Source organism: Paenibacillus sp. SSG-1 (genome assembly GCF_002224835.1).
Taxonomy (GTDB): Bacteria; Bacillota; Bacilli; order Paenibacillales; family Paenibacillaceae; genus Paenibacillus_AQ; species Paenibacillus_AQ favisporus.
The window spans coordinates 5,460,185-5,484,463 of sequence record NZ_MBRK01000001.1; the positions used below are offsets into that span (position 1 = coordinate 5,460,185).

Genomic DNA, 24,279 nt, shown 5'->3' on the forward strand with positions numbered 1-24,279 from the left:
TCATGATGCCCATCCGGGTCGTCGTACCCACGAGCGTGCCAAAGGTGTCAAACAGCTCCACGAACGTGAAAATAAAGACGATATCGAACAATCCGATGTGCAGCGCGCCCCTCAGATCCAGATCTCCGACAGCCAGGTTGGAGAACGAAGGCAGCCAGTTGGCATGGGACAAGCCGCTGAGGTCCGTCACGCCCATTGGAATGCCGATCAGCGTCGTTACGATAATGCCGATCAGGAGTGCCCCTCTTACTTTCAGCACCATCAGAATGGCGATAATCAAAAGTCCGATCAAAGCAAGCAGCGCATCTTTATGTGTAAAGAAATCGCTTAGTGCCAGGTTGAAGCTTCCGCCGCCGATCGGCTTGCTGATATCGGTACCAGCGTTCACGGTGATCGAGATCAGGTTGGCGAGCTTGAAGCCGATGATGGCGACGAACAGGCCGATCCCCACCGTAATGGCGGTCTTAATGTTTTTCGGAACGGCGACCATCAGCATTTGCCGGACGCGCGTTACCGTCAGAATGATAAAAATAATACCCGAAATAAATACGGCGCCCAAAGCAGCCTGCCAGGTAATTTGACCGTTGGATCCAAGCACGACGGTCATAAAATAAGCGTTCAGACCCATACCCGGCGCCAAGGCGATCGGGATATTGACAAACAATCCCATCAGGATGGTAACGAGGCCCGCGCCGACTGCGGTGGCGAAAAACACGCCTTCATGAGGGATACCCGCACCGTCCGGCCCGAGAAACAGATTGTTGACGAACAGGATGTACGCCATCGCCATAAACGTCGTGAGACCGGCGATCATTTCTGTTTTTACATTTGTGCCGCGTTCCTTTAATTTAAAGAACCGTTCCATTTTCAAATAATCCCCCTTAGAAATTTGAGTCAGAACGACAAAAAAGCCCGGCAGACCGCAAAGCGACCACCGGACATTATGAATGAAAGAAAGAGATATCCCGCCAGCATCAGCTTGGACTTACCATGGTCAAGGCAAGCTGCGCTGCGAGTTGGACATCATCTCTTCTAAATTCGTAGCCAGATCATTACGGTGATCTCGTAGAGACTCCCGGGCCAATTCCCGGGATTATACGAAAGAACATATGTCGTTTCTCACATCATTCATTGTATGGAGACAAGCTTCACTTGTCAACAGAAAAAACGAATAATCGAGAGTATGACATGATTCAATGTTCGGAAATTTACATATTTCTCCCATGGGACGATGGAGCCTTATACAGAACATTTTCTCTAACTAGATAGATTGAACTAAAGTTTTGCATTGAACTTCCTGTTATAACGGCCCACTGCGGCCCTGTAACGTTCATTTCTTTAGTTCATTCTATATAGGGCTTAGCTTTTGGAATCGACCCGGAAATTATGTAAAAAACAAAAAAAAGACCCGCACCTGCCTAAGCAGATACGGATCTTGAACCTTGAAAAGGATAACGATTAACCTTACTCCCACTCGATTGTGGCCGGCGGCTTGGAGGTGATATCGTACACGATGCGGTTAACGTTCTCCACCTCGTTGACGATACGCACCGAAATTTTCTCCAATACGTCCCACGGAATGCGGGCCCAGTCGGCGGTCATGCCGTCGATCGAAGTTACCGCGCGGATGCCGACGGTGTACGAATACGTACGTGCGTCACCCATGACGCCCACGCTCTTCATGTTCGGCAGAGCCGTGAAGTACTGCCAAATTTCCCGGTCAAGCCCGGCTTTGGCGATTTCTTCGCGCAAAATGTAGTCGGAATCCCGAACGATCGTCAGCTTCTCTTCCGTCACTTCGCCCAGCACGCGGATCGCAAGGCCCGGACCCGGGAAAGGCTGGCGATAAACGATTTCATCAGGCAGACCGCATTCCTCGCCGACTTTGCGGACTTCGTCCTTGAAGAGCGTTTTGAGTGGCTCGATCAGTTTAAATTTCATATCCTCCGGAAGGCCGCCCACGTTATGGTGCGACTTGATCGTCTGAGCCGTTGCCGTTCCGCTCTCGACGATATCCGTGTACAGCGTTCCTTGTGCCAGGAAGGCAAAGTCGTCAAAACGCGCAGACTCTTCCTCAAACACGTAAATGAATTCGTTGCCGATGATTTTCCGTTTTTGCTCCGGATCATCCACGCCGGCCAGCTTGGACAAGAAACGCTCGCGGGCGTCGATTTTGACAACCTTCATATCGAATTTGCCTACAAAGGTATCCATTACGCTCTCGGCTTCGCCCTTGCGCAGCAGGCCGTGGTCGATAAACATGCAGGTCAGCTGATCGCCGATCGCCTTGTGGATCAGCATCGCAACGACAGAGGAATCCACGCCGCCGCTCAGCGCGCACAGCACTTTCTGGTCACCGACGGTTTCGCGGATTTCACGAACCTGATCCTCGATAAAGGATTCCATCGTCCAATTACCCTCACAGCCGCAAACTTCATAAAGGAAGTTGCGGATCATTTCGTTGCCGTTCACGGAGTGGCGTACTTCCGGGTGGAACTGCACCGCGTACAGCTTCTTCTCGCCATGGCTCATCGCCGCGATCGGAGCCGACTCCGTACCCGCGTCGAGCTGGAAGCCGGACGGAAGCTCAACGACATGGTCCCCGTGGCTCATCCATACGACCTGACGGTTGTCCAATCCTTGGGTAAGCGTCGTGTTCGGTTTGAACTCAAGCTCTGCTTTTCCGTACTCGCGTTTGTGCGCGCGCTCCACTTTGCCGCCGAGCTGCTGCGCCATCATCTGCATGCCGTAGCAAATGCCGAAGATCGGCAGCCCCAAATCGTACACAGCCGGGTCCACATGGGGTGCGTCTTCCGCATACACGCTGAGCGGTCCGCCGGAGAACACGATACCCTTCGGGTTCAGCTCCCGGATCTTCTCGATTGGCGTGTTAAAAGGCAAGAGCTCGCTATATACTCCCAGATCGCGGATACGTCTTGCGATTAATTGGTTATATTGTCCCCCGAAATCGAGGACAACGATGATTTCATTTGGCTTATTCATTACCGTGCCTCCCTCAATTAATGAAATCAATTATACGCAACGATAATTCATACCGTCAAGGAAGCCGCAGCACCTAAGTTATGCCAGCCTGCCGGCGATCAAAAGGCATCTTCGCAGGAAAGCGCTACCTTGGCTGCGGCTTACGGGAACCTGACCATAAGCTATCTTTTCCCATTCCGCGGCAAAATCGTACATTTCTTTGCGCATCATTTCATCATCGACCTGTAGGGACTGCACGTATTCCCGAACGGTGGCCCCCGGCGGAGCCGCGCCATAGCGGCGGGTAATGCCCTTCCAGGCCGGAAGCGCCGCCCGGAGCAGCTGCTCCTTGCCCGGAAAGGTCCGCCGCGATAAATACACCAGGCACCACAGCCAAATCAGGCCGCGATACATCCAGACGCAGCGGACGGCGGCGGCCAGCAGCAGAGCGGTGGCAGCTGCTCCAACCGCGATCCACGCATGCTTGGCTATATAAGACGCGATCCCCAGCGTGATGTTCTTCAACTGGAGGGCGGCGCGAACCCAATCCCAGGTCCCCCCTGAATGAACGTCCTGTGCCTGGACCGTTCCGCTGTCAGAAGGCAGCGCGAATCCAGGCGTCGGGTCGAACGGAATCCAGCCGGAGCCGGGGAAATACACCTCGACCCAGGCGTGAGCGTCGCCTTCGCTGATTTGATAGCGTCCCGGGTGGCTGCTGTCCTCTTTTCCCGGGGCAAATCCTCTGACATACCTTGTTGGAATTCCCTCGCTTCGCAGCAGTACCGCCATAGCGGTCGAAAAGTGGTTGCAGTATCCTTTCCTTGTCGTAAACAGGAAGTCATCTACAAAATCCTCGCCTTGGGGTGGGACGCGGGTGTCCATCGTGTAGGCATAGTAGGTTTTCAAATAGTCCTCCACCGCGACGACCGCGTCATATCGCGTGAGCGACGCCGACGTAATCCGGTCCGCCAGCTGCTTCACGCGTTCGGGCAGCTTGTCCGGCAGCTGAAGGTATTCGTCCTTCACCCGCGCCGGATCCGCTCCAGTCTCTTCCCTCAGCACCTGAGGATCCACGGCGGGAATGTCCGCCTTGATCCGGTAGCCGTTCACTTCCGGCACGCCCGAAATCAGCGGCACCTTGACCGTTCCCGCATCTTCGTCGGCGATCACGGTCAGGGACACCGATTTCCGGCTCGACTCGAGGTCGAGCACTTCGGCGATGGGGCCGCCGGCAAAGAGAGGGAAGCTCTCGGTCATGGGCCGGCTGAACATGATTTGCTGGGTAACGGTCCGGTACTCAACCATCGGAGCGGCCGGCTCCTCTGCTTCCGGGTCCGAGCCTTCAGGCCGGACCGCGCCCGGAATGAACAAGGTGCGGGAATCGGCCTCCTGGCCGGTCCATTTACGGCCGTCATAGAGGCTGAGCGTTTCCCCGCGCCAATATGTAGGGACAGGGCTCTCCGCTTCAAAATAGAGCCGCCCGCCTTGGCTCAGGGGCATTCCCATGTCCTGATCGTCCCCGCTCAGGTTGTAGCCCGTCACGGCTGTGGCTGAGGCGTCGCCGTAATTGTCCCGGATCCAGGATTCCAGCCGGCCGGCCGCCTGCTCCAAGGATAACCTCCCTGGTGGCTTGGCCTCGGCCGCATATCCCAGTCCCCAGCTGCCGCCGAGGACCAGGAGGGACAACAGGCTGAGCGACACGATCCAGGTGCCGTACACCTTGCCGCCAAACCTCCCCGACGTATCGCTCTCGCGCAGTCCGGACAGATGCAGCATCCCTTGAAGCAGCAGCAGCAAACCGCAGGTGCGGATCATATCGGCGTAAATATGGATGCCGAGGAGCGTCTCAAGGCATATCAGGTAGAGCAGGGTGGCCGCGGCGAACAAAAAAATGCTGCGCCGCGACAGGGCGAGCGATTGCACGGAATAAACCAATAAGGACCAGCCGACGATCAAAACCAGCGTCCGGGTCTCCGAGCTGGTTTCGGCAAAGTGTCCGGTGGACAGCAGCAGCAGAATATCATCGCGGCATTGCGATATCCAGGAAATCAGCCAACTAAAGGGCTGGCCCTCTCCGGAAACGTTAAACCAAGCGGCGCCGACCAGCACGAAGTACACCGGGAGGGTCAACGTCCACCTCGCCAGCAGGGTTCCCCACAGCAGCAGAAGCGCTGTCAGCCACAACAGCGTCGTCATAAATCCGTCGTCCGCGGAACCCGTCAGCGGCCGGAGCGGAATGAGCCATTCGGCGAACAGCCCCATAAAGGGCAGAGAGATGATGAGTCTGTACAGAAGCGGATCCGTACGTTCCTCCATCTATACCGCCCCCTCTCCGGGGAAGTTCGACTCCACGTGACCGACGCGGGATACGCGGCCGCCGTGCACGATAAATACGCCGGCCCCCAGACGCGAAAGCAGCGCCGCCCGGCGGAACAGGCCGGGATCGTGAACCGCCGCAGCGTACGATGCCGAATCGCTGCTGCCGTTTCTTTCCGCAGCGCCTGCGCAATAGATATCCACATATCCCCCGGAGGAGATGATTCCGGATACGGCGCGGAGCAGCTCGTCGGTCAGATAGCCGGTGACGACGGCCGTTCTTTTGCCTTTCAAGTTCCCCGCGGCTTGAAGCTGTGCAGGCAGCGGCATGCCGCCGGCCAACGTCAGTCCCGACAAGGCTGCGAGCATGCCGGTGATCTCCTGCCCGGTCTCCTGCCTTGACGCAGGGCCGGGTCCTCCGGCTTCTCCCGGCATATCGGCACGAAGCCCGGATCCGAGCAGAACCGCCTTCTCGCCGGCACGCCCGGCTTCAACGAGCAGCCCTGCCGCCGTCGATACGGCGGTCTCGAACCCCCGCTGCGCGGCCTCGCCGCTGACGTCGCCTGCCCGGGCGCCGTCCGGCATATAGCCGCTGAAGGAGCGGTCGATCATGACCGCGTAAGAGGACTGCTGCGCCTCCTCCGGCAGGCTCGTATGCAGGCGGCCCCACCGGGCAAGGTGCTTCCAATGGATACGGTTCGGCGGATCCCCCGGAACGTATTCCCGCACCTCCATCCCCTTCATGCCGTCCGCAAACCGGGGAGGCTGGAGACTGGCCTCTTCGTTGTAAGACAGCGAAGCCGCCGGCCGGCATTCCTGTCCGACGGGCAGCGGCTCCGGCAGCACGATAAACCGGCCTTCTCCCTTAACGACCTTCCTTCCCTGGAACCAGCCGAACAAGCCGCCCCATTCCAGCGCACAGGCTTCAAACCCGTAATGCCCCCGCGGAAGAGCGGGAATCTCATAGCGATACGTTAAGGAGCGCCGAAATCCCGGAAAAAGCACGCGGCGGAAGCTCCCGCCGGTATAATAATCCTCCACAGCCATCCAGGGGAGGGGCAGCGGTGAGCGGAAATGAATCCGCAGGGTCACGGGCACGGCCTCCCCTGACGGAATCAGGCTTTGGGGCAAGCTGCGTTCCACAAGAATTTGCCGGGGGCCGAGCAGCTGAACCAGCATGCCGCCAGCCAGCACCAGGCAGGTCACAAACATCATGAACCATAAGGCCTCGCCTCCGTGCAGCCGGTACATGGCCACCAGACCGCCCAGCACGGCCAGCCCGATCCCCCATTCGAGGACCCGCCGCATCATAAGCGGCCTCCTTTGCGGGAGTGAACGGGCAGCACGAGCTGCTGCAGCAGCTCCCGGACCAGCTCCTCGCCGCCGGCCCCCGCAAGAAGCGCGGCATGGTTCAGTATCAGCCGATGGGCGAGGACCGGCACGGCGGTATCCTTGATGTCATCCGGGATGACATAAGAGCGGCCGGCCATATAGGCCGAGGCCTGGGATGCGTTCATCCAGGCCAGCGTCCCCCGCGGGCTGATGCCGAGCTGGACGTTCGGATGCCGGCGTGAGGCGTCCGCCACCTGGACGAGGGCAAGCTTGATGGACTCGTCTACGAAGACGCCGCGGACGGCGCGCTGCATGTTCGCCATTTCTTCCGCCAGCATGACCGGCTTTATGGCGTCCAGCGGATGCTCCAGCTGCATTCGCGTCAGCAGCTCCACCTCTTGAGCCGGCTCCGGATACCCCAGGCTCAGCCGCATCATGAACCGGTCCATCTGCGCCTCGGGCAGGCGGTAAGTCCCTTCGAAATGCAGCGGGTTTTGCGTCGCCAGCAGCAGGAACGGGCGCGGAAGCGGATAGGTGGTGCCGTCCACGGTCACCTTCCGCTCTTCCATCGCCTCCAGCAGGGCGGATTGGGTCCGGGGCGAAGCCCGGTTGATTTCGTCAGCCAGCACGATATTGGAGAGAACCGGCCCGGGCCGGAACTCGAAGCTGCCGCTGTGCGGATGGTATATCGAAGTGCCCGTTACGTCGCCGGGCATCAGATCGTATGTGAACTGGATCCGGCCGAACGTGCAGCCAAGGCAAGCGGCGATGGCCCGGACCAGCATTGTTTTACCTACCCCTGGAACATCCTCCAGCAGAATGTGGCCGCCGCTAAGCATGGATATTAGGGCCAGGCGTATTTCCTTTTCTTTACCGACGATAACGGATCCGACGCGCGATAAGACGCGGTTCAATAATTCCGGGGCAACATCATCATGAAACACCGATGGAGTCGACATAGTAACAACCTCCGTTTCCAATCATGGCTTGTTCCCGTCAAAACAGGGAATCTATCAATATTCTCTCCATGTAGAAAAGGAAGTAGACCTGCCGCACCGGCTCATTTTTTAAGAGTGACGAAACTCTCTGCAAAAATCGTAGATTCGCTCCATTGGGCACCCAGACCGTTAAAATACTGTGACCCGCCGCTCCTGTTCATTAACCGATGCCGTGATTCCGGCATATCCGGAAGCTTCAAACAAGCTGCGCAGAGGCACCCACAGCGATCCATTGACCGTCAGCACCTGCAGCGTCTCCCTAGAGACCACCTGATTGCCCTCCACCGCCTCCAGCCTGCCCGTGTCCGCATGGATCCGCAGCGAAACCGCGGCTTCCGCCGACAAGGACGCGACCCAGGCCGCCCCGGCCGAATCCCAGACCGTATTGCCCCCAATCCGCTCGGTCAGCGCGCGCAAAGGCACCATGTAATGTCCGTCAACAATGCTGTACTCGCCGGTATCCAGCGTGGTCTCGAGCCCGCCGACATCCAGGTGGAGCGGTTTGCCAGGCTCGAACAATGCGGCATTCTGCGCAATATGCGACTGAATCCAGGCGGCGCTTGGCGCGCTTCGCTTCAGTCCGCGGGCTGTGGCATTCACTTTAAATTGAACCGGCGGGTCTTGCGGTGACAACACACCGAACTGATATCCACGGGCCTTGTACCAGCTAATTATTTGCGGGAGGGCCTTCACGCTTTCCGAATGGCCGGGACCGTCATGCATAAGAAGAACTACCTTGCCTCCCGGGACATCCGTCGTGGCGCCCTTCACGATCTCCGCAGCCGGGACATCACGCCGCTTGGAATCGCCGCTGTCCACGTTCCAATCCGTCACGACGTACCCTGCCTGCTGCAGCAGTTTAAAATACGTGTCGTCAAAATGCCCGGCCGTCCCCCCGGGGGCCCTGACCAGCTGCGGCCTTTCTCCCGTGATCAGGCGTATCTCCTCTTCGGTCTCTTTGATTTGGTCCCAGAACGCAGGAAAAGATTGATAGAGTTCGGTATAATTATGGTCATATGTATGATTGCCAATGGCATGGCCTTCCTCGTAGATCCGCGAAATGAGCTGCGGATATTTCTTTACCTGCTCACCGAGAACAAAGAAGGTTGCGCCAATCTTGTTTTTCTTTAAAATATCCAGCACCTGGCCCGTTAAATCGCTGGGGCCGTCGTCAAAGGTCAGATACACCGTTTTGGGACTGACCGGAGCGGGTTTCTTCGTCGTATTGGAGGCAAGCAGCCCCGCTTGGCCCACATGGACCGGATCGGTTTGCCGTCCGATGACAGCAGAACTCTTTTCGCTTGCAGATTCATTGTCCGGAGCCGTCTTGACCGCATTCTGAACCAGGGGCGTCATAGGCTGAAGCAAGGTTCGCCCTTCCCAGACGCTTGCGCAGAATATGATAGCCATCACCGCCAAAACGACCCCTATCGATCCCAGAACAACGCTGAATGTCTTCTTCACCATGTACCTTCTACCTCCACTATTTCTATGAGTTCTGCTTTCTGGTAGATTATATGGTGAGAGAAGTGGAAATAGACTTAAGGAGCCGAATCTTTCAAGAGCTTAATCATTCTTGCTTCCGGATGGCATTCCATCGGAGTCCGTTGTAACTCGTTGGAGTCCGGTTGTGTGATCTTTGGGGCCCGACCTGAATTGGAGTGAAAACCTTTTGGAATTGTTAAAATGGATACATTTGATGTTCGAGCAGTACGGCTACCTCGTGCTGTTTCTCGGACTGGCTTTGGAATTTATCGCCCTCCCCTTTCCCGGAGAAACGACGATGGCCTATGCAGGCTTCCTGTCCTACGACGGCATGCTTCATTACGGGTGGCTGCTGATTATTGCATTTGCCGGAACAACCCTGGGGATGACCATTACATACTTTATCGGCCTCAAGGCAGGCCTTCCTTTTCTCCAGCGCTACGGCAAATGGTTCCTGCTCTCCGAGCATAAACTGGAACGGGCCAGCCGCTGGTTTAACAAATACGGGCAAAGCCTGGTCTTTATCGGATATTTCATCCCCGGCGTCCGCCATTTTACCGGCTACTTCGCCGGCATGATTGCCCTGCCCTTCCGCAAGTTTGCGCTGTTCGCCTACAGCGGAGCGCTGGTTTGGGTCTTGTTGTTTATCAGCATCGGCAAAATATTCGGGCCGCAGTGGAAGTTCGCTTTTCACCTGGTGGAAAAGTATTCCTTCTGGATCGTTGGCGCCGTCATTATCGCTGTTGTCGGGTTTCTTCTCTACCGTTACCGCAAAAAAATGCGCTCGCTGCTGTCCAAACTGCATGTCAGCTGACATGCAGTTTGGACAGTGAACCGCCACGGCAAGGAAGCGATCAGCTCCGTCCAGTGACGTCTTCCCCGCCCGTTCCCACAAATAAAAAAGACGCACGCTGCATGAAATGCAGTGCGCGTCTTTTCTTTTACATCCTAAAAATATAAGTTCATTAACCCTCCGCGTTTGCGGTGCTGACGCTTTGTCCTTGAAGCTCGTTCTTTAGCTCGGTGTGCGGCTTCGTTCTTTTGATGAAGAAAGCGAGAGCCAGCGCGGCGACACTCAGCCAAGTTGCAACAATGAACGCATAGTTAATGCCGTGAACCATCGAATCGGCGGTCAGCTTCGCCATAGCGGCTTTGTCGGCCGGATTGACTGTCCCCCCGGCAAGAACGTCCTTGACATGACTCTTCGTTTCATTGGTCATGACCGTCACCAGGATCGCCGTACCGATCGAGCCCGAAATCGTACGCAGCGTGTTGGACATCGCCGTACCGTGGGCGTTCATGTTCCGCGGCAGCTGGTTGAGACCGGCGGTCTGAATCGGCATCATCAGCATCGACATACCGAACATCCGAATCGTGTAAATGACGATCAGGTGGGTGTACGATGTTTCAACCGTCAAACGGCTGAATTCATAAGTCATGATCACCGTGATGATCAAGCCGACGACGGCCAGCCATCTTGCGCCGATTTTATCAAAGACCGCGCCGGTAATCGGCGACATGATCCCCATCAGAATCGCGCCGGGCAGCATCATGAGGCCCGATTCGAGCGGCGTGAAGCCGCGGATGTTCTGCAGGAAGATCGGCATCAGGATCATGCCCGCGTACATCGCCATCGTGATAATGACGTTAATGATCGTCGTCAGCGTAAACATGTTGTATTTAAAAATCCGGAACTCGAGCATCGGAATCTTGGATACGAGCTGGCGCCATACAAAGAGGATCAGACCTACCGCACCGACAATGAGCGTGGAAATAACGGTCGCACTTCCCCATCCGTCGGTACCCGCGTCACTGAAGCCATAGAGCAGGCCGCCGAAGCCGATGGTCGACAGAACCACCGACAGGAAGTCGAATTTCGGTTTGGTCACGCTCGTTACGTTCTTCAAGAAAAATACGCCGATTAACGTGGCGATGATCGCTACCGGCAGAATGATGTAGAACAGAACCCGCCAGGAGTGATGTTCAACGATGTACCCCGACAACGTCGGTCCGATAGCCGGAGCCAGGATCATGGCGATCCCCATCATGCCCATCGCAGAGCCCCGTTTTTCGATCGGGAAAATGTTCAGGAACACGACGGTCATCAGCGGCATCAAAATGCCTGCGCCAGCCGCCTGAATGACGCGGCCGGCCATAAGTATCCCAAAATTGGGTGATATCGCGCATATCAGCGTTCCCAGCGAAAACATCGTCATCGCCGAAATAAACAGCTGGCGGGTTGTAAACCGTGCGATCAAAAATGCCGATACTGGAATCAATACGCCGTTAACCAGCATGAAGCCGGTCGTAAGCCATTGGCCTGTCGTCGGCTGAATGCCCAAATCATCCATAATTTTGGGCAGGGCAATATTCATCAAGGTCTGATTCAAAAATGCCACGAATGCGCCGAGGAGCAGTGCGGCAATGATCGGCCCTTTCCGGATATGCTCCATTGATTGAGCTTGACTGCTATTCATAATTTCTTTCTCTCTCTCCCTTTTGGCTGAAAATCTGAATAATTTGCTGGTGTGTCGCTAGTAAATGGCTTCTGTCCTCCTGTTTGATCTGTAAAAGAGGCAGCAGGCAGCCCATGCTGACTTGCTCGGTCTGCTGTCTAAGTTCATCTCCCTTCTCGGTTATCCGCAGCGCGATCGACCGCCGGTCCGTCTGGAGCCGTCTGCGTTCAACGAGCCCGGCCTTGACGAGCCGATGGACAACCCCGCTTGTGGCGCTGTTCCCCATAAGAATTAAATCTGCCAGCTCGGAGAGTCCGATGTCCGGATGCTCGCGGAGCGTGTGCAGGACAAGATATTGAATCCAGGTGGTCTCAAGAGCATCGGCATGCTTCCAGAAGATTTGGTAAAACGTGAGATTGACCTGGCGAAAAGAGTACAACAGTTCGAGAATTTCTTCTTGAGGACCCAAAATCATTCTTCACCCTGTTTCTATTTCCATCTCTTAATATTTCGCATACGAATTATTTTAAAACCAACATGTTTACGTGTCAATAAAAACATAAGAATAAATTTACATATATTTTTGCATTTCATTTTCAAAAATATCCATGAAATTTACCGGAATCGCTTTCATTAGAAGAGCGGTACCCGGAGCGGCTGCAGACCAAAACTGGGCCCCCGAACCATTCCGGGCAGCCCAGCTCCTTTTCAATGCTTTACTTCTTATAGTTATGATCATGCGTTTCACTTTTAATATTTGTACGGCCAGTTACATAAAATTAAAGGACTGAAACGACGTCGCCGGCATGGCCCGCCACCCGGAGCTTCCGCCATTCCTTGATGAGCCTTCCCTCTTCATCGATCAGGAACGTCGAACGGACGACGCCCCAGAACTCGCGACCGTACATTTTCTTCAGCTGCCATACGCCGTACAATTCGCTCACATGATGGTCCTTGTCGGACAGCAAAGGAAACGGCAGGCTGTATTTCTCGGCAAATTTGCCATGGGATTTAAGCTCGTCCGGGCTGATCCCAAGCACGACCGCGCCTTTCGCTTCAATCTGAGGAAGTGCGTCGCGGAAATCGCAGGCTTCCTGCGTGCACGCGGGCGTATTGTCCTTCGGGTAAAAATACAGCACCACCTTGCGTCCCCTAAAGCTGCTGAGGGTGATCTCCTCCCCTGTCGAGGCCGGAAGGGTAAAATCGGGAACCATGTCTCCAACTGCAAATTGTGTCATATGTATCACTTTCTCCTTTCAGAGGCCAAGCACTACATCTATATAAATTGAACACTTTCGTTCATTTTATCTTGGTGAAATGCTTTCCAGAATGTAAAATTGATTGTATTGTCAAAAAAAATTATAATAAATGAATCCTTACTCTACAAATGTCTGAACATGTCGAAGACAAGCACTCTCCTTCAACAGGATAGCGAAAGGAAGAAAAGGAATGACTCCAAGGAAAAAAACAATATTATGGATTGTAGCCATTATCGTATTAGCCATCATCGGTTATGCGGTCTATTATTTCGCATCGATTTATAATGGCCTGCAGGGATTGCAGAAGTCCGCTGAAAACTCTCCTTTTAAATCGGTTACCCCCGTCGAAGTCAAAGTTCCCGATCCTCCCAAATGGGAAGGCACCGAACCGGTCAACATCCTGCTGATGGGCGTGGACGCCCGCGGCATCAAGGAAGGTGAAGTTCCCAGGTCTGACAGCATGATGGTCGCCTCCCTGGATCCCGTCAAGAAGCGCATCAATGTCTTTTCGATCCTCCGCGACACGTACACCGACATTCCCGAACACGGCCAAGACCGCATCAATACAGCGATTACCCATGGACCGAATACGGCAATGAAGGCGGTCGGCGATCTGCTTGGCATTCCTATCCAGTATTATGTCTATACGGACTTTCAAGGATTCATCAAGCTGGTGGACGCCGTCGGCGGCGTAGATTTTTACGTGGAGAAGGATATGTATTATCCGAGCAACGCAGACAACCATGAATACGATATCGACCTGAAAAAGGGCCAGCAGCATCTCGACGGCACAACGGCTCTGCAGTACGTCCGTTTCCGTCACGACGCAACATCGGACTTTACGCGGACGGAGCGGCAGCGGGCCTTCCTGAAGGCGGTCGCCCAGAAAATGCAGTCCACGACGTCCATCATGAAGCTGCCGAACATTTTGGAGCAGGTCAGCCCATATATAGATACGAACCTGTCCGTCAATGACATGTGGAAACTGGCGACAGTCGGTTACCAGAGTCAAATGGCCGGCAGCGAGCAAATTCCGCCGATGAAGCTGCTGAAAGAGGAAAAGATCGGCAGTGCTTCCGTCCTGACCGTTTCCAGCGAAAGCAAGCTGAAGCAGTATATCCAGGATATTATGAACAAGCCGGAGACGGTGCCGGTATCCAGCGAAGGCAAAACAGGCACCCCAACCAATACCAATTCAACAACCTCCGGGGAGACCGGGGAGAACAGCAGTACGGGCAGCAGCAACTAGGCTGCCCGCCTGCTTTTTATTTGAGAAAGGAAGTTATCCGTCATGAATCGAACACGTTCCGAACAATTGTATCAGGAAGCACTGCAGCACATCGTCGGCGGCGTCAACAGCCCCTCCCGCTCGTTTAAGGCGGTTGGCGGCGGGGCGCCCGTCTTTATGAAGCGGGCGAACGGAGCCTACTTCTGGGATGAGGACGACAACCGTTATATCGACTACCTCGCCGCTTACGGCCCGATCATTACCGGGCACGCCCACCCGCATATCACGGAAGCCATTACGCGTGCCGCTCAGAACGGCACCTTGTACGGAACGCCGACGCAGCTTGAAATCCAGCTCGCCCGGATGCTGAAGGAAGCGATCCCGTCGATGGACAAGGTCCGCTTCGTCAACTCAGGCACCGAGGCCGTCATGACGACGATCCGCGTCGCGCGTGCCTACACGAAGCGCAACAAGATCATCAAGTTCGCCGGATGCTATCACGGCCATTCGGATCTCGTGCTCGTGGCTGCCGGCTCGGGCCCTTCCACGCTCGGCATTCCGGACAGCGCCGGCATCCCGACGAGCATTGCGCACGAGGTCATTACCGTGCCTTATAATGACCTCGACGCCCTTCAGGCGGCGCTGGCCAAATGGGGTGACGACGTGGCGGCCGTCATGGTCGAGCCGATCGTCGGCAACTTCGGCATGGTTATGCCGAAGGAGGGCTTCCTCGAGGGCCTCTGCCGCATGGCTCGTGACAACGGCTCCCTCGTCATCTATGACGAGGTGATCACCGCCTTCCGCTTCCACTACGGCAGCACGCAGACCTTTGCGGGCCTGCAGAACCATGACGCGATCCGGCCGGATCTGACCGCCCTCGGCAAAATCATCGGCGGCGGGCTGCCGATCGGAGCCTACGGCGGGTCCAAGGAAGTGATGGAGCAGGTCGCGCCGCTCGGCCCGGCCTACCAGGCCGGCACGATGGCGGGCAACCCGGCCTCCATCTCGGCGGGCATCGCCTGCCTTGAAGTGCTTCAAGGCGAGGGCGTCTATGAAGAGATGGACCGGCTCGCTGCGAAGCTCGCGGACGGACTTCAGGCATCGGCCGGCCGCTACGGCGTGCCGCTGAAGATCAACCGCATCCGCGGGTCGCTGTCCACGCATTTCTGCGACCATCCGGTGACCAACTACGACGAAGCGCAGGATACGGACGGCGAAGCCTTCGCCGCCTTCTTCCGCGCCATGCTAAACCGTAATATCAATCTCGCGCCGTCCAAATACGAGGCCTGGTTCCTGACCACGGCCCATACCGAAGCGGATATCGACGCGACGCTGGAAGCAGCAGAAGCCTCCTTCAAGGAGATCAGCAAGTAAAAGAGGATCCGGGGATTATTGGAATCCACCCCGATTATAACGGAAGACCCTGCCTGCGGCTGTTATGCCGTGGACAGGGTCTTTTTTTGTATTTATGATAAGTACCTCTAAGCTAACATCTGGCCACCATTCTGGCCGTCCGCTTCCTTACTGCTGAGGCTTGATCTCATCGAAAAATTTGGTTTGTACCAGTTTGGCCGCGTCGTCCAGCTGCTTCTTGGAATCCGTGTCTTTCTTCGAGAACAGCTCCTGTACGACGTTGGACATCGCGCCATAGTAATCCTGGGTGCCGTACTGGGCTTCAGGCTTGCCGTCCAACAGTCCGAACAGGTTTGGATCGTACTTGTACACGTTGTCGTACTTGTCGTAAATCGCGGCCACCTTTTTGCCGTACTCCGAATCGTCCTTGAAGTAGTTCAGTGGTGCCGGCACGAAATATTTATTGTTGGCCTTACGCTCCTGGATGTTACCTTCGAGCGCTTCCAGCCCTTTATCCGTAAAATAGTCGAACGTGATGTAACGGAACGCCATTTCCTGCTCATCCTTGGTGGCGTTCGGATTAATGACGAGATAGTTGCCGCCGAGAATACCGTAATGCTTGCCGCCTTTCTCGGCCGCCGGCATCGGATAAGCCAGCACGTTCTCCGGCTTCAGCCCGCCCTGGTTGAGCGCTGCGTCAATGACGTCATACGCGCCTGCGATGACCATCGCCGTCCGTCCCTGCTGGAACGCGTTCAGGGCATCGCTCCAGCCGAGAGCCCAATCCTTCGGAATGGCGTTGGCTTCCCATCTCAGCTTTTTATAGAAATCGAGCGCCTTCACGCCGGCATCCGAATTGAACACCGCCGTATATTTCCCGTTCTCCACCTTCTGAATTTCCCCGCCCGCTTCGAACAGGAAGTTCGTCCAGTTCCATCCGGCTTCATTGCCTTTCCCCATCGGGGCAATGCCGGAGATTCCCTTCTTCACATCAGCCGCGCCTTTGGCCGTGTTGTACATATCGTCCCACGTCCAGTCCAAGGGCGGCACCGGAACCTGCTTGGCGTCAAGCAGTGCTTTGTTGATCATGGTCGACGTGATATACCCGTTCTGGGTAACGCCGTAGACCTTGCCGTCCACCATGAACTGGTTTTGCAGCAGCGGATTCATTTCGTCCTTGTATTCCCACTTGTTGTACAGGTCCGAAATGTCCGCGACCCAGCCGCGTTCCACCAGCATCTGCGCTTCGGTCGCAAACGTGTTGTAGAACGTCGGGGCTTCGTTCGAAGCCATTTTGATGCCGATTTCGTTGACGCTGTACTGCCAGTCATCCTTCACGATCGTCACGTTCGGGTACTTCTCGGTGAACCGTTTGATCTTGTCGTCTTCCTGCGCCCGCAGATCTTTTTGGTCCGGGAGCGGGTAGTGGATCTTGATCGTGATTTTCTTCTGGGTAATATCGTCCTCCGATTTCCCCGCATCCGTCGTCGCCGTCGTTCCCCCGGATCCGGATCCATCGGACCCGCCGCCCTGATTGTCGCCACCGGCCGTTTTGCTGCCGCCGCTGCAAGCCGCAAGCACCGAGGCCGACAGCAGGAGGCACATCAGCACCATGGAAAACTTACGCATTGAAACTCCCCTTTTCGTCAAATGGTATGGTTTACCCTCTCATCATAAGAGAGGATGGTTCATCAATCGATGTGTAATCGTATGCCCTTCATGTGCATGCCTACGATGTTGGCCGGTCAGCCTTTGACCGCCGACAAACTGACGCTCCGCATAATGAACCTCTGGAACACAAGGAACACGAAGATCGGCGGGATCATGACCATGAACAAAATCGTGAATTTGATGTTGTTGTCCATGCTCCGTGCGTTGATGACGTATTTGTAGATCGCCGTGGCCAGCGTATACTTCTCCTCGCTGTGCATCACGAGCGACGGCCAGAACCAGTCGTTCCATGCCGTGGAAAAGATAAAAATAGCCAGTGTGGCGAAGATCGGCACGGACAAAGGAACGGCAATCCGGACGTAGCTTGTGAGCTCGGACGCTCCATCGATGCGGGCCGCTTCGAAGATCTCCGGATGAATGCCGTCGAAGAAATTTTTCATCAGCAGAAAATAGTAGGCGCTCGCTCCGGCCGGCAGCCAGAACGCCCAGTACGTGTTGAGCAGGCCCAGCTCCTTCAAATTCACGAAGTTCGGAATGATATAGCTCGAAGCCGGGATAAACAAGGTCATCAGGATGAAAAAGTAGATTCCCCTGCGGAACGGCACATTCAGCTTCGAGATGCTGAACGAGGCCAAGCCCAGCACCAGCACGGTCATCAGCAGATTGCCGACGAAGATCAAGATCGTATTCTTCAAAAACATCGGCAGGTTGATGTAGTCCCAGCCTTCCGAGAAATTGCCCCAATTCCACGTTTGCGGAAAGAAATGCGGCGGGAACGAGTTCACTTCCTGGTTCGTCTTCAGACCGTTAAACATCGTCATCAGAATCGGGTACAGCATCGTGACGATCATCACCGTGATGCCAAGCACCATGATGCCGTACACCACTTTGTTCAGCGGCTTCCTCAAATCGGAAGAAGAAAGGATTCCTCTGTCATGCTGGCTCATCTAGTAATCCTCCTTGTTCATCTTGAATTGAAGCAGTCCGAGCAGGCTGAGTACGATAAACATCAGCATGCCCAGCGCCGTCGCCGAGCCGTAATCCAGCTGGTTAAACGCGTACTTCACGATAAGCAGCGCATAAGTCAGCGTCGTGTTGTTCGGTCCCCCGTCCAGCAGGGCGAGCTGGGATTGGTAGGCTTGGGACGTCCCGATGATTTGCAGGATAAACATCAGCACGATCAGATTCCGTATGGAAGGGATCGTAATGTAGCGGATCCGGTTCCACACGCCGGCCCCATCGATCTCGGCGGCTTCATACCAGTCTCTCGGAATGCTGAGCACGCCGGCCAAATAGATCAGCATCGCCGATCCGAACTGCTGCCACGTCTCCATGAACACGATCGAGATCATGGACCAGCGCCCGTCGGAGATAAAGGACACCGGTTCCACACCGAAGCTGCTGAGCAGCCCATTGATCGGACCGACCGGGTCATACATCCACCGCCACATGCCGTACAACACCACACCCGGTACGACAAATGGCAGGTAAGCGGCAATCCGGGCAAAGCCCTGAAAAAACCGCAGTTCCGAAATCGCGATCGATGCCACGATCGGCACCCAGAAGCCGATGATGACCGTTAAAAACATGTAATACAGCGTATTTTTAACGGCTGTCCACACATCGGGGTCGTGCAGCACCCTGGCGTAATTATCGAAACCGACAAAGGTGTTGCCTTTAACGAAATCAATCGTAAAGAAGCTGTACACCGCTCCTTTGATAATCGGCACCCACAAAAACAAAATGAAAATGACAATGGCCGGCAGGATGAACAGGTATCCCCAAAGATGCTTTTTCCACCTGCTCGTTCGTCTGCCCGCCGGCTCGCTCTTCGCTTCCGGCTTTAACATAGCTGTAGCGGGTTCCCCCATCTGTCTCCCTCTTTCCTCTAATGTTTCTTAAGGATCATTGTAGAAAATCAGGCTGCCCGCGCACATGTCTAGTTCTATGGAAATGATAGCTGTTCTTACTTCTTCATCTCGCTCGGGCTCACGCCGAAATACTTTTTGAATATTTTGCTGAAATGCTCCGGCGACTCGTATCCCACCCGCTCGGCGATTTCATAGCGGCGCAGGTCCGTGTTCTGAAGCAGGTGGCGACTCTCCTCCATCCGCAGCTTGATGACGTACTCCCACAGGTTATGCCCGGTAATTTTCTTAAACAGGTAGCTCAAATAGTTCGGACTGACATGATTCTTCTTCGCCACCTCATGAATGGTCAGCCCCTTCTGGCTGTAGTTCTCTTCGATATAGCGCCTCGTGCTCTCCACAATCCGGTTGCTCTGCGTCGACAGCTCTTCTGCAGACGGATCTTCAGCGTAGTTATGCCAATTGAAGTCCCCGTAATAAAAAACGTGGTAGTCCGGGTAGTGCCGGCTCCACAGCATCGCTTTATCGGCCTGGCGGCCGAGTACGGAAAGAAAAGGAATGCCCTTCAGGATCTGGCTGATGGCGACTGTACATTCCAGCTTCAAATATTTGCGGATATGATGGTACACGCTGCGGCCGGCCATTTCGAGCTGGCTGAGCTTGTTCTCGCCGGTTTCGACATTCGCCGCCTCGCTCCACTGGATAATCGCATGGATGTCGTCATCCGGCGAGTAAAACAGAAGCGCATCCCATTCCTGATCGAGCAGCTCCTTCACAATATTGAGCGAGGCATACCGGAGAAGCCGCCGATCCCTGTCGGTATAGGGCGCACTGCCGGGGGAAAGGTCCAGCCTCATTTTCATGACGGCAAAATACGGACCCTTCAGCCCAAGCTCGCCATATTCACCGCCCGTCTCAAGATCCCTGGATTCATGGCCCGCTTCTTCGGACAGCAGCCGGTTCAGAAGCTCGTTCTTGCGGGGCTCGGGCTCCTCCATGCGAAAATCTTCTTGCGTGGCTGTCAAAAGCTCATTCACCTGCGGTATCCGTTTATCCATCTTGAGCAGCACGCTCCCGACGGAGTCCAGAAACTGCTCGCTGTTCAGCGGCTTCAGCAAATAGTCCTTGGCTCCGAGCCGGATCGCGCTTTGCGCGTACTGGAACGTTTCATGCGCTGAAATAATAATCGTCTGAACCCACGGCTTGATGATTTTCGCCTGGTGCATCAGCTCGATTCCGTTCATCTCGCCCATCTGAATGTCCGTGACGAGCAGGTCGACCTCCTCCATCCGGACGATATCGAGCGCCTCATGGCCGCTGCCCGCCGTGTAGACTTGACCGATGTCGAGGCCCGATGCGCTCAGCAGCCCGGCTAATCCCTTGCATATGAGCGGCTCGTCGTCGACGACCAAAATATTGAACATGGATGCTCCCCCTTGTATGTAGCTTGTTTATCCCTTGTTTGTCATGAACCGCCTGCCGTTTCGGCGGGAAGCGTGATCGTGACCAGCGTCCCCCCGCCCGGGCGAACGCTGTAGACAAGGCCGTACTCCTTGCCATAGTGAAGCTGTATCCGCTGATGGATGTTCCGGACCCCGTAACCGGCCGCAGGATCATCTGTTTCACTGTTTAAGTTCCGGTTGATGGCTTCGATGTCCACCGGTTTGTAGCCGTTATCGGAGATGCGAATGCGCAGGATGCCCCCGGACGCCTCCGCTTCGATGCGGATTTCGCCGTCCTCGCCCATATTTTTAATGCCATGAATGATTCCGTTTTCGATCAAAGGCTGCAGCGTAATTTTCGGAATGCTGAACGGGTGCAGCGATTCCGCGACGTTGATGTCCACCTGGAACACATAATCGTATCGGTTCTGCTGCAGCTTGATATAGGCGGTCGCATGCTCCAGCTCCTCCCCGAGCGTAATCAGCTCCCTCCCGCGGCTCAGGCTGATTTTCATTAGCTTAGACAGGTCCTTGATCATCTCGGCCGACACGTGGTTGCCTTCCATCTTGCTTTTCCAGTAGATGCTCTCCAGCGTGTTGTACAGCAAATGCGGGTTGATCTGCTGGTACAACAGCGACAGCTGCGCTTCCTTTTGCTTTAAGTCCATGTCGTATTTGTAATGAATCAGATCGTTCAGGCGCCGGGCCATTTCGTAAATGGTGGAGATCAGCACGCTGACCTCGTCGTTGCGCTTCCGGTGCGGCGTTTCGGGCACGGCATTCCCCGGCTCATAACGCCGGACGAAGGTGACCAGCTTCTGCAGCGGGGTCATCAAGGACCGCCAGAAATATAAAATGATGATCAAACCGGCGGCGAAATACGCGACCGAGATGATCTGGATGACATGCTTCATTTCGTCCTGCTGCTGCAGGAGCGCTTTGACCGGCACTTTGTACACCAGCTTCTGCTGGAGCACATAGTTATAATCCACAACATAGATAAAATCCTTTGTAATGACGTCCTTAACGCCCATGGGCGAATTCCCCGGCTCTACTTCGGGAGGAAGGCTGAGCACGCCCTCGGCATCCGGCTGGGTAGAGGTCAGAATGTGATTGTTCCAATCGGTAAAATACAACTCGCCTTCCGGCAGCGACACGGTCTTCAGCGATTCGCCGATCCGCGCGTCGACGTTCGTTACCATCAGCACGCCGATCGTACCGCCCTGATCAATGTTGTTGATCGCGCGGACATAGCCGAGCGTCTTCTGGTCATACTGCCCCTTCGCTGGCGGGGATAAATGATCGGTGAGCCGCAAATAGCCGTTCCCTTTACGGGCTACCGCCTCATCAAACCATTCCGGCTTCTCGGCCTCGTTCGAAAAGAAATAAACCCCGGACTTTTTGGACTCCGGATAATAAGGGGCAAAAAAGTAATGGTTGCCGGGATCGTACACGTACAGCGAATAGTACAGCGGCTCGCGCTCATCGCTCTCCTGCGAGTACGAGCTCAGCATGCGCTCCAGCTTCTCGTAGGTTTTCACCCGCTGCAGCACCGTGTCTTTCCCCGTCGTATCCAGCTGCTGGACCACCGAATTCTGAAACACCGTCGCCGTCACCTTGTTAACGGTTTCAATATCGCGGCTGATCAGTTTGAAATTTTGCTTGTTCAGCTCTATATAAGCATTGGTTACATGGCGTTTTAAAATCTGGCCCGCCCTGTTGTTGCCGTACCCGTTCAGAATAAACACGGGAATGACGAGAACCAGAAACAGCAGGATCATCTGCTGCCTGACGTTCATTCTCGCCAGCGGATTGCGGATCCCCCGCTTCATCAGTCATAACACCTCCGGCTTTCCTTCAATATACCAACAATAAAAATGGGGAAGTATGTGCGTTTCTACGACAATCATTCGCGATTGTAAGATATGCCCCAGTAGACAGGCCCATGGGCGATTAGTCCTAGTGTAATTTATTTTCGACGGCTTGCCAGTAAAATTTTATGGAAGTGTTATTGGCGGCCGCGGCGGTGAAATAGCAACGGGATGACAACGTAATAGCGGCGGAATAGCAAAAGGTTAGCAACGGAGTCGTGACCGAAATAGCACCGGGATTGCAATGGGATAGCAACGGAATGGGAGCGAAATAACGGCAGATGCCCTCTTTCCTTCCTCGAAAAAATGAGCTACAATAGTGCAAATCCATTTTCACGATGATGAAGAAGAGTACGCGCGAATTGCGGCCTCACAGAGAACCGGCGGGTGGTGCAAGCCGGTGGCGGCGCGCGCGGAAGTGGGCTTCGGAGTGCCCCGTCTGAACAGGAACGCTTCCCCAAAGAAGCGGACAGTAGGATGGGCGACAGGTCCCCACCGTTAACCGGGGCAGGGTATCGAGGAAGGCATACGCAATTTTTTTTCGTTTAGCGCCGAAATCCGTACCTGTTGAGCAGGGCTGCATCCCTAGAGGATGGCGGCCAATCAAGGTGGCACCGCGGGTTAGAGCCCCGTCCTTGGATAGATCTCCGTCTGGAAATTTTTCAGCATGGAGATCCCAAGGGCGGGGCTTTTTTGGCGTTGAAATGCGCATGGGGACTGGAGACTTGTCTTGAGCTTGACCTAAGGAAGGCATGAGCTTAAGACCCAATCCCGAGCGTGGTATCGGCGTCTATCGCCGGTCCTTCTGCCCGATCAACTTAAGCAAAACTGCATGATTGAAGGAGGTGATGGCCATGGATGACGGCTGGTGGTGGCGTCCCGGGAAGACCGGGCTACTAGACATGATCGCAAATGAAGTTCCGTATACAAAACAATTTCAATTCAGGAGGAATAACCATGACAATTTCAACAAACTCACAACCCAAGGACATTGTCCTTACCGGAGACCGGACGACTGGCAAGCTGCATCTCGGCCATTACGTCGGCAGCCTGAAGAACCGGGTGCAGCTTCAACAGCAGTACGAAACCTATATCATGCTGGCGGATGTGCAGGCGCTGACCACCCATTTTCATACGCCGGAAATGCTGGCCGGAAGCGTGCGGCAGGTGGCGCTGGACTATTTGTCGGTAGGCATTGATCCCGACCAGGCGACGTTGTTCGTGCAGTCGATGATCCCCGAGATTGCCGAGCTGACGGTGTTTTATTCGATGTTCGTGTCAGTCAGCTCGCTGCGCCACAACCCGACGATCAAGAGCGAAGCGGCCGAGCGCGGATACGAGGATCTGTATTACGGTTTCCTCGGCTACCCGGTCAGCCAGGCGGCGGACATCACCTTCTGCAAAGCCACCCTGGTTCCCGCCGGCGATGACCAGATCCCCCATATCGAGCAGACGCGCAAAATCGTCCGGCGCTTTAACGAGCTGTACGCCCCCGTCCTGGTGGAACCGCAAATTATCGTGGGTGAGCGGCTGGATGGGCTCGACGGATCGAGTAAAATGAGCAAAAGCCTCGGCAACGCCATCTCCCTCGATTCCACCACGGATGAGGTCCGCAGCCGGATTCGCAAGGCCCCAACCGATCCGGCGCGCGTGCACAAAACCGATCCCGGCCATCCGGAGGTCTGCACGATTTACGGGTATCACCGGATTTTTCGCCCCGAGGACAGCGGCAATATTCATGACATGTGCACCCGGGGCACGCTCGGCTGTGCCGCCTGCAAAGCTAAAATCACCGGTGCGATCGAAGAGGTGCTCCAGCCGATCCGCGAACGCCGCGCCCGGTATGAACAGCGTCCCGGTGACATCGACGACATCCTGATGGCAGGTACCACCAAAGCCCGCGAGACCGCGCGCCAAACGATGGGCGAAGTGCGGGAGGCTATGGGGATCAACTATTTTGACCGGAGATAAAATCGCAATAAAAATGGGCTGCCCGGAACCCTCCGGTTAGCCCATAG

General features: G+C 55.3%; 18 protein-coding genes, 1 riboswitch and 1 other annotated feature (1 of these 20 running past the window's edge). Of the genes, 4 read left to right on the plus strand and 14 right to left on the minus strand.

The genetic code is table 11. The features are described 5' to 3' along the window. From BCV73_RS25120 to BCV73_RS25145, 6 genes are all read right to left on the minus strand, one after another. Positions 1 to 865 carry the 5' portion of an NCS2 family permease gene (locus tag BCV73_RS25120; RefSeq protein ID WP_089548990.1) on the minus strand. Its footprint begins 506 nt before the window's first position, so 865 of the gene's 1,371 nt are visible here — the first part of the coding sequence; it begins with the start codon at positions 863 to 865; its stop codon lies beyond the left edge, outside the window. Positions 866 to 1,021: 156 nt separating this feature from the next. After that, positions 1,022 to 1,121: riboswitch (purine riboswitch) on the minus strand. A 343-nt stretch (positions 1,122 to 1,464) separates the two neighbouring features. After that, positions 1,465 to 3,003 (minus strand): glutamine-hydrolyzing GMP synthase, encoded by a 1,539-nt coding sequence (gene guaA / locus BCV73_RS25125; RefSeq protein ID WP_076175744.1) that lies wholly within the window; start codon positions 3,001 to 3,003, stop codon positions 1,465 to 1,467. Positions 3,004 to 3,081: 78 nt separating this feature from the next. Further along, positions 3,082 to 5,298: a transglutaminase-like domain-containing protein gene (locus BCV73_RS25130; protein ID WP_089548991.1), complete on the minus strand. Its 2,217-nt coding sequence runs from the start codon at positions 5,296 to 5,298 to the stop codon at positions 3,082 to 3,084. Then, the gene (locus BCV73_RS25135; protein WP_089548992.1) at positions 5,299 to 6,609 is read right to left on the minus strand and encodes a DUF58 domain-containing protein; all 1,311 of its coding nucleotides are present in this window, start codon (positions 6,607 to 6,609) and stop codon (positions 5,299 to 5,301) included. After that, positions 6,606 to 7,589: an AAA family ATPase gene (locus BCV73_RS25140; protein ID WP_089548993.1), complete on the minus strand. Its 984-nt coding sequence runs from the start codon at positions 7,587 to 7,589 to the stop codon at positions 6,606 to 6,608. Before BCV73_RS25140 ends, BCV73_RS25135 begins: the two co-directional genes overlap by 4 nt. Positions 7,590 to 7,757: 168 nt before the next feature. After that, positions 7,758 to 9,095 (minus strand): polysaccharide deacetylase family protein, encoded by a 1,338-nt coding sequence (locus tag BCV73_RS25145; protein WP_256992993.1) that lies wholly within the window; start codon positions 9,093 to 9,095, stop codon positions 7,758 to 7,760. Between the two features lie 205 nt (positions 9,096 to 9,300). Here BCV73_RS25145 and BCV73_RS25150 point away from each other — a divergent pair, with 205 nt between their 5' ends. Continuing rightward, positions 9,301 to 9,927, plus strand: coding sequence for a DedA family protein (locus BCV73_RS25150; protein ID WP_089548994.1), 627 nt, complete (start codon positions 9,301 to 9,303; stop codon positions 9,925 to 9,927). Between the two features lie 151 nt (positions 9,928 to 10,078). Here the strand turns inward: BCV73_RS25150 and BCV73_RS25155 are convergent, their stop codons facing one another. The 3 genes from BCV73_RS25155 to bcp form a co-directional block, all read right to left on the minus strand. Then, positions 10,079 to 11,590 carry a DHA2 family efflux MFS transporter permease subunit gene (locus BCV73_RS25155; RefSeq protein ID WP_076175756.1) on the minus strand — a complete coding sequence of 504 codons (1,512 nt, stop codon included), beginning with the start codon at positions 11,588 to 11,590 and terminating at the stop codon, positions 10,079 to 10,081. Beyond that, on the minus strand, positions 11,583 to 12,044 hold the full coding sequence (locus BCV73_RS25160) for a MarR family winged helix-turn-helix transcriptional regulator (RefSeq protein ID WP_089548995.1): 462 nt from the start codon (positions 12,042 to 12,044) through the stop codon (positions 11,583 to 11,585). Before BCV73_RS25160 ends, BCV73_RS25155 begins: the two co-directional genes overlap by 8 nt. A gap of 304 nt (positions 12,045 to 12,348) precedes the next feature. Next, entirely contained in the window at positions 12,349 to 12,807 is a 459-nt protein-coding gene (gene bcp, locus BCV73_RS25165) for a thioredoxin-dependent thiol peroxidase (protein ID WP_076175761.1), read from the minus strand. Between the two features lie 211 nt (positions 12,808 to 13,018). Here bcp and BCV73_RS25170 point away from each other — a divergent pair, with 211 nt between their 5' ends. Together BCV73_RS25170 and BCV73_RS25175 are read left to right on the plus strand one after the other, a co-directional pair. Next, positions 13,019 to 14,077 carry an LCP family protein gene (locus tag BCV73_RS25170; protein WP_076175764.1) on the plus strand — a complete coding sequence of 353 codons (1,059 nt, stop codon included), beginning with the start codon at positions 13,019 to 13,021 and terminating at the stop codon, positions 14,075 to 14,077. 42 nt (positions 14,078 to 14,119) lie between these two features. Then, positions 14,120 to 15,430 carry a glutamate-1-semialdehyde 2,1-aminomutase gene (locus tag BCV73_RS25175; RefSeq protein ID WP_089548996.1) on the plus strand — a complete coding sequence of 437 codons (1,311 nt, stop codon included), beginning with the start codon at positions 14,120 to 14,122 and terminating at the stop codon, positions 15,428 to 15,430. A gap of 147 nt (positions 15,431 to 15,577) precedes the next feature. Here the strand turns inward: BCV73_RS25175 and BCV73_RS25180 are convergent, their stop codons facing one another. The 5 genes from BCV73_RS25180 to BCV73_RS25200 all read right to left on the minus strand — a co-directional run bounded on the left by BCV73_RS25180 (position 15,578) and on the right by BCV73_RS25200 (position 22,222). After that, positions 15,578 to 17,038 carry an ABC transporter substrate-binding protein gene (locus BCV73_RS25180; RefSeq protein WP_089548997.1) on the minus strand — a complete coding sequence of 487 codons (1,461 nt, stop codon included), beginning with the start codon at positions 17,036 to 17,038 and terminating at the stop codon, positions 15,578 to 15,580. 116 nt (positions 17,039 to 17,154) lie between these two features. Then, positions 17,155 to 18,027 (minus strand): carbohydrate ABC transporter permease, encoded by an 873-nt coding sequence (locus BCV73_RS25185; RefSeq protein WP_089548998.1) that lies wholly within the window; start codon positions 18,025 to 18,027, stop codon positions 17,155 to 17,157. Continuing rightward, positions 18,028 to 18,930, minus strand: a complete 903-nt coding sequence (locus BCV73_RS25190) for a carbohydrate ABC transporter permease (protein WP_240913475.1) — start codon at positions 18,928 to 18,930, stop codon at positions 18,028 to 18,030. 116 nt (positions 18,931 to 19,046) lie between these two features. Beyond that, positions 19,047 to 20,372, minus strand: a complete 1,326-nt coding sequence (locus BCV73_RS25195) for a response regulator (protein ID WP_089548999.1) — start codon at positions 20,370 to 20,372, stop codon at positions 19,047 to 19,049. 41 nt (positions 20,373 to 20,413) lie between these two features. After that, positions 20,414 to 22,222, minus strand: a complete 1,809-nt coding sequence (locus BCV73_RS25200) for a sensor histidine kinase (RefSeq protein WP_089549000.1) — start codon at positions 22,220 to 22,222, stop codon at positions 20,414 to 20,416. A gap of 368 nt (positions 22,223 to 22,590) precedes the next feature. After that, positions 22,591 to 22,901: a binding site (T-box leader), on the plus strand. A 317-nt stretch (positions 22,902 to 23,218) separates the two neighbouring features. Between BCV73_RS25200 and trpS the strand changes: the two genes are divergently transcribed. Beyond that, positions 23,219 to 24,232 carry a tryptophan--tRNA ligase gene (trpS, locus tag BCV73_RS25205; protein WP_089549001.1) on the plus strand — a complete coding sequence of 338 codons (1,014 nt, stop codon included), beginning with the start codon at positions 23,219 to 23,221 and terminating at the stop codon, positions 24,230 to 24,232. Positions 24,233 to 24,279: the final 47 nt, after the last annotated feature.

Coding starts and splice junctions, on each gene's coding strand:
- guaA (WP_076175744.1), bottom strand. CDS start 3,003: ATGAATAAGCCAAATGAAATCATCGTTGTCCTCGATTTCGGGGGACAA.
- BCV73_RS25130 (WP_089548991.1), bottom strand. CDS start 5,298: ATGGAGGAACGTACGGATCCGCTTCTGTACAGACTCATCATCTCTCTG.
- BCV73_RS25135 (WP_089548992.1), bottom strand. CDS start 6,609: ATGATGCGGCGGGTCCTCGAATGGGGGATCGGGCTGGCCGTGCTGGGC.
- BCV73_RS25140 (WP_089548993.1), bottom strand. CDS start 7,589: ATGTCGACTCCATCGGTGTTTCATGATGATGTTGCCCCGGAATTATTG.
- BCV73_RS25145 (WP_256992993.1), bottom strand. CDS start 9,095: ATGGTGAAGAAGACATTCAGCGTTGTTCTGGGATCGATAGGGGTCGTT.
- BCV73_RS25155 (WP_076175756.1), bottom strand. CDS start 11,590: ATGAATAGCAGTCAAGCTCAATCAATGGAGCATATCCGGAAAGGGCCG.
- BCV73_RS25160 (WP_089548995.1), bottom strand. CDS start 12,044: ATGATTTTGGGTCCTCAAGAAGAAATTCTCGAACTGTTGTACTCTTTT.
- bcp (WP_076175761.1), bottom strand. CDS start 12,807: ATGACACAATTTGCAGTTGGAGACATGGTTCCCGATTTTACCCTTCCG.
- BCV73_RS25170 (WP_076175764.1), top strand. CDS start 13,019: ATGACTCCAAGGAAAAAAACAATATTATGGATTGTAGCCATTATCGTA.
- BCV73_RS25175 (WP_089548996.1), top strand. CDS start 14,120: ATGAATCGAACACGTTCCGAACAATTGTATCAGGAAGCACTGCAGCAC.
- BCV73_RS25180 (WP_089548997.1), bottom strand. CDS start 17,038: ATGCGTAAGTTTTCCATGGTGCTGATGTGCCTCCTGCTGTCGGCCTCG.
- BCV73_RS25185 (WP_089548998.1), bottom strand. CDS start 18,027: ATGAGCCAGCATGACAGAGGAATCCTTTCTTCTTCCGATTTGAGGAAG.
- BCV73_RS25190 (WP_240913475.1), bottom strand. CDS start 18,930: ATGTTAAAGCCGGAAGCGAAGAGCGAGCCGGCGGGCAGACGAACGAGC.
- BCV73_RS25195 (WP_089548999.1), bottom strand. CDS start 20,372: ATGTTCAATATTTTGGTCGTCGACGACGAGCCGCTCATATGCAAGGGA.
- BCV73_RS25200 (WP_089549000.1), bottom strand. CDS start 22,222: ATGAAGCGGGGGATCCGCAATCCGCTGGCGAGAATGAACGTCAGGCAG.
- trpS (WP_089549001.1), top strand. CDS start 23,219: ATGACAATTTCAACAAACTCACAACCCAAGGACATTGTCCTTACCGGA.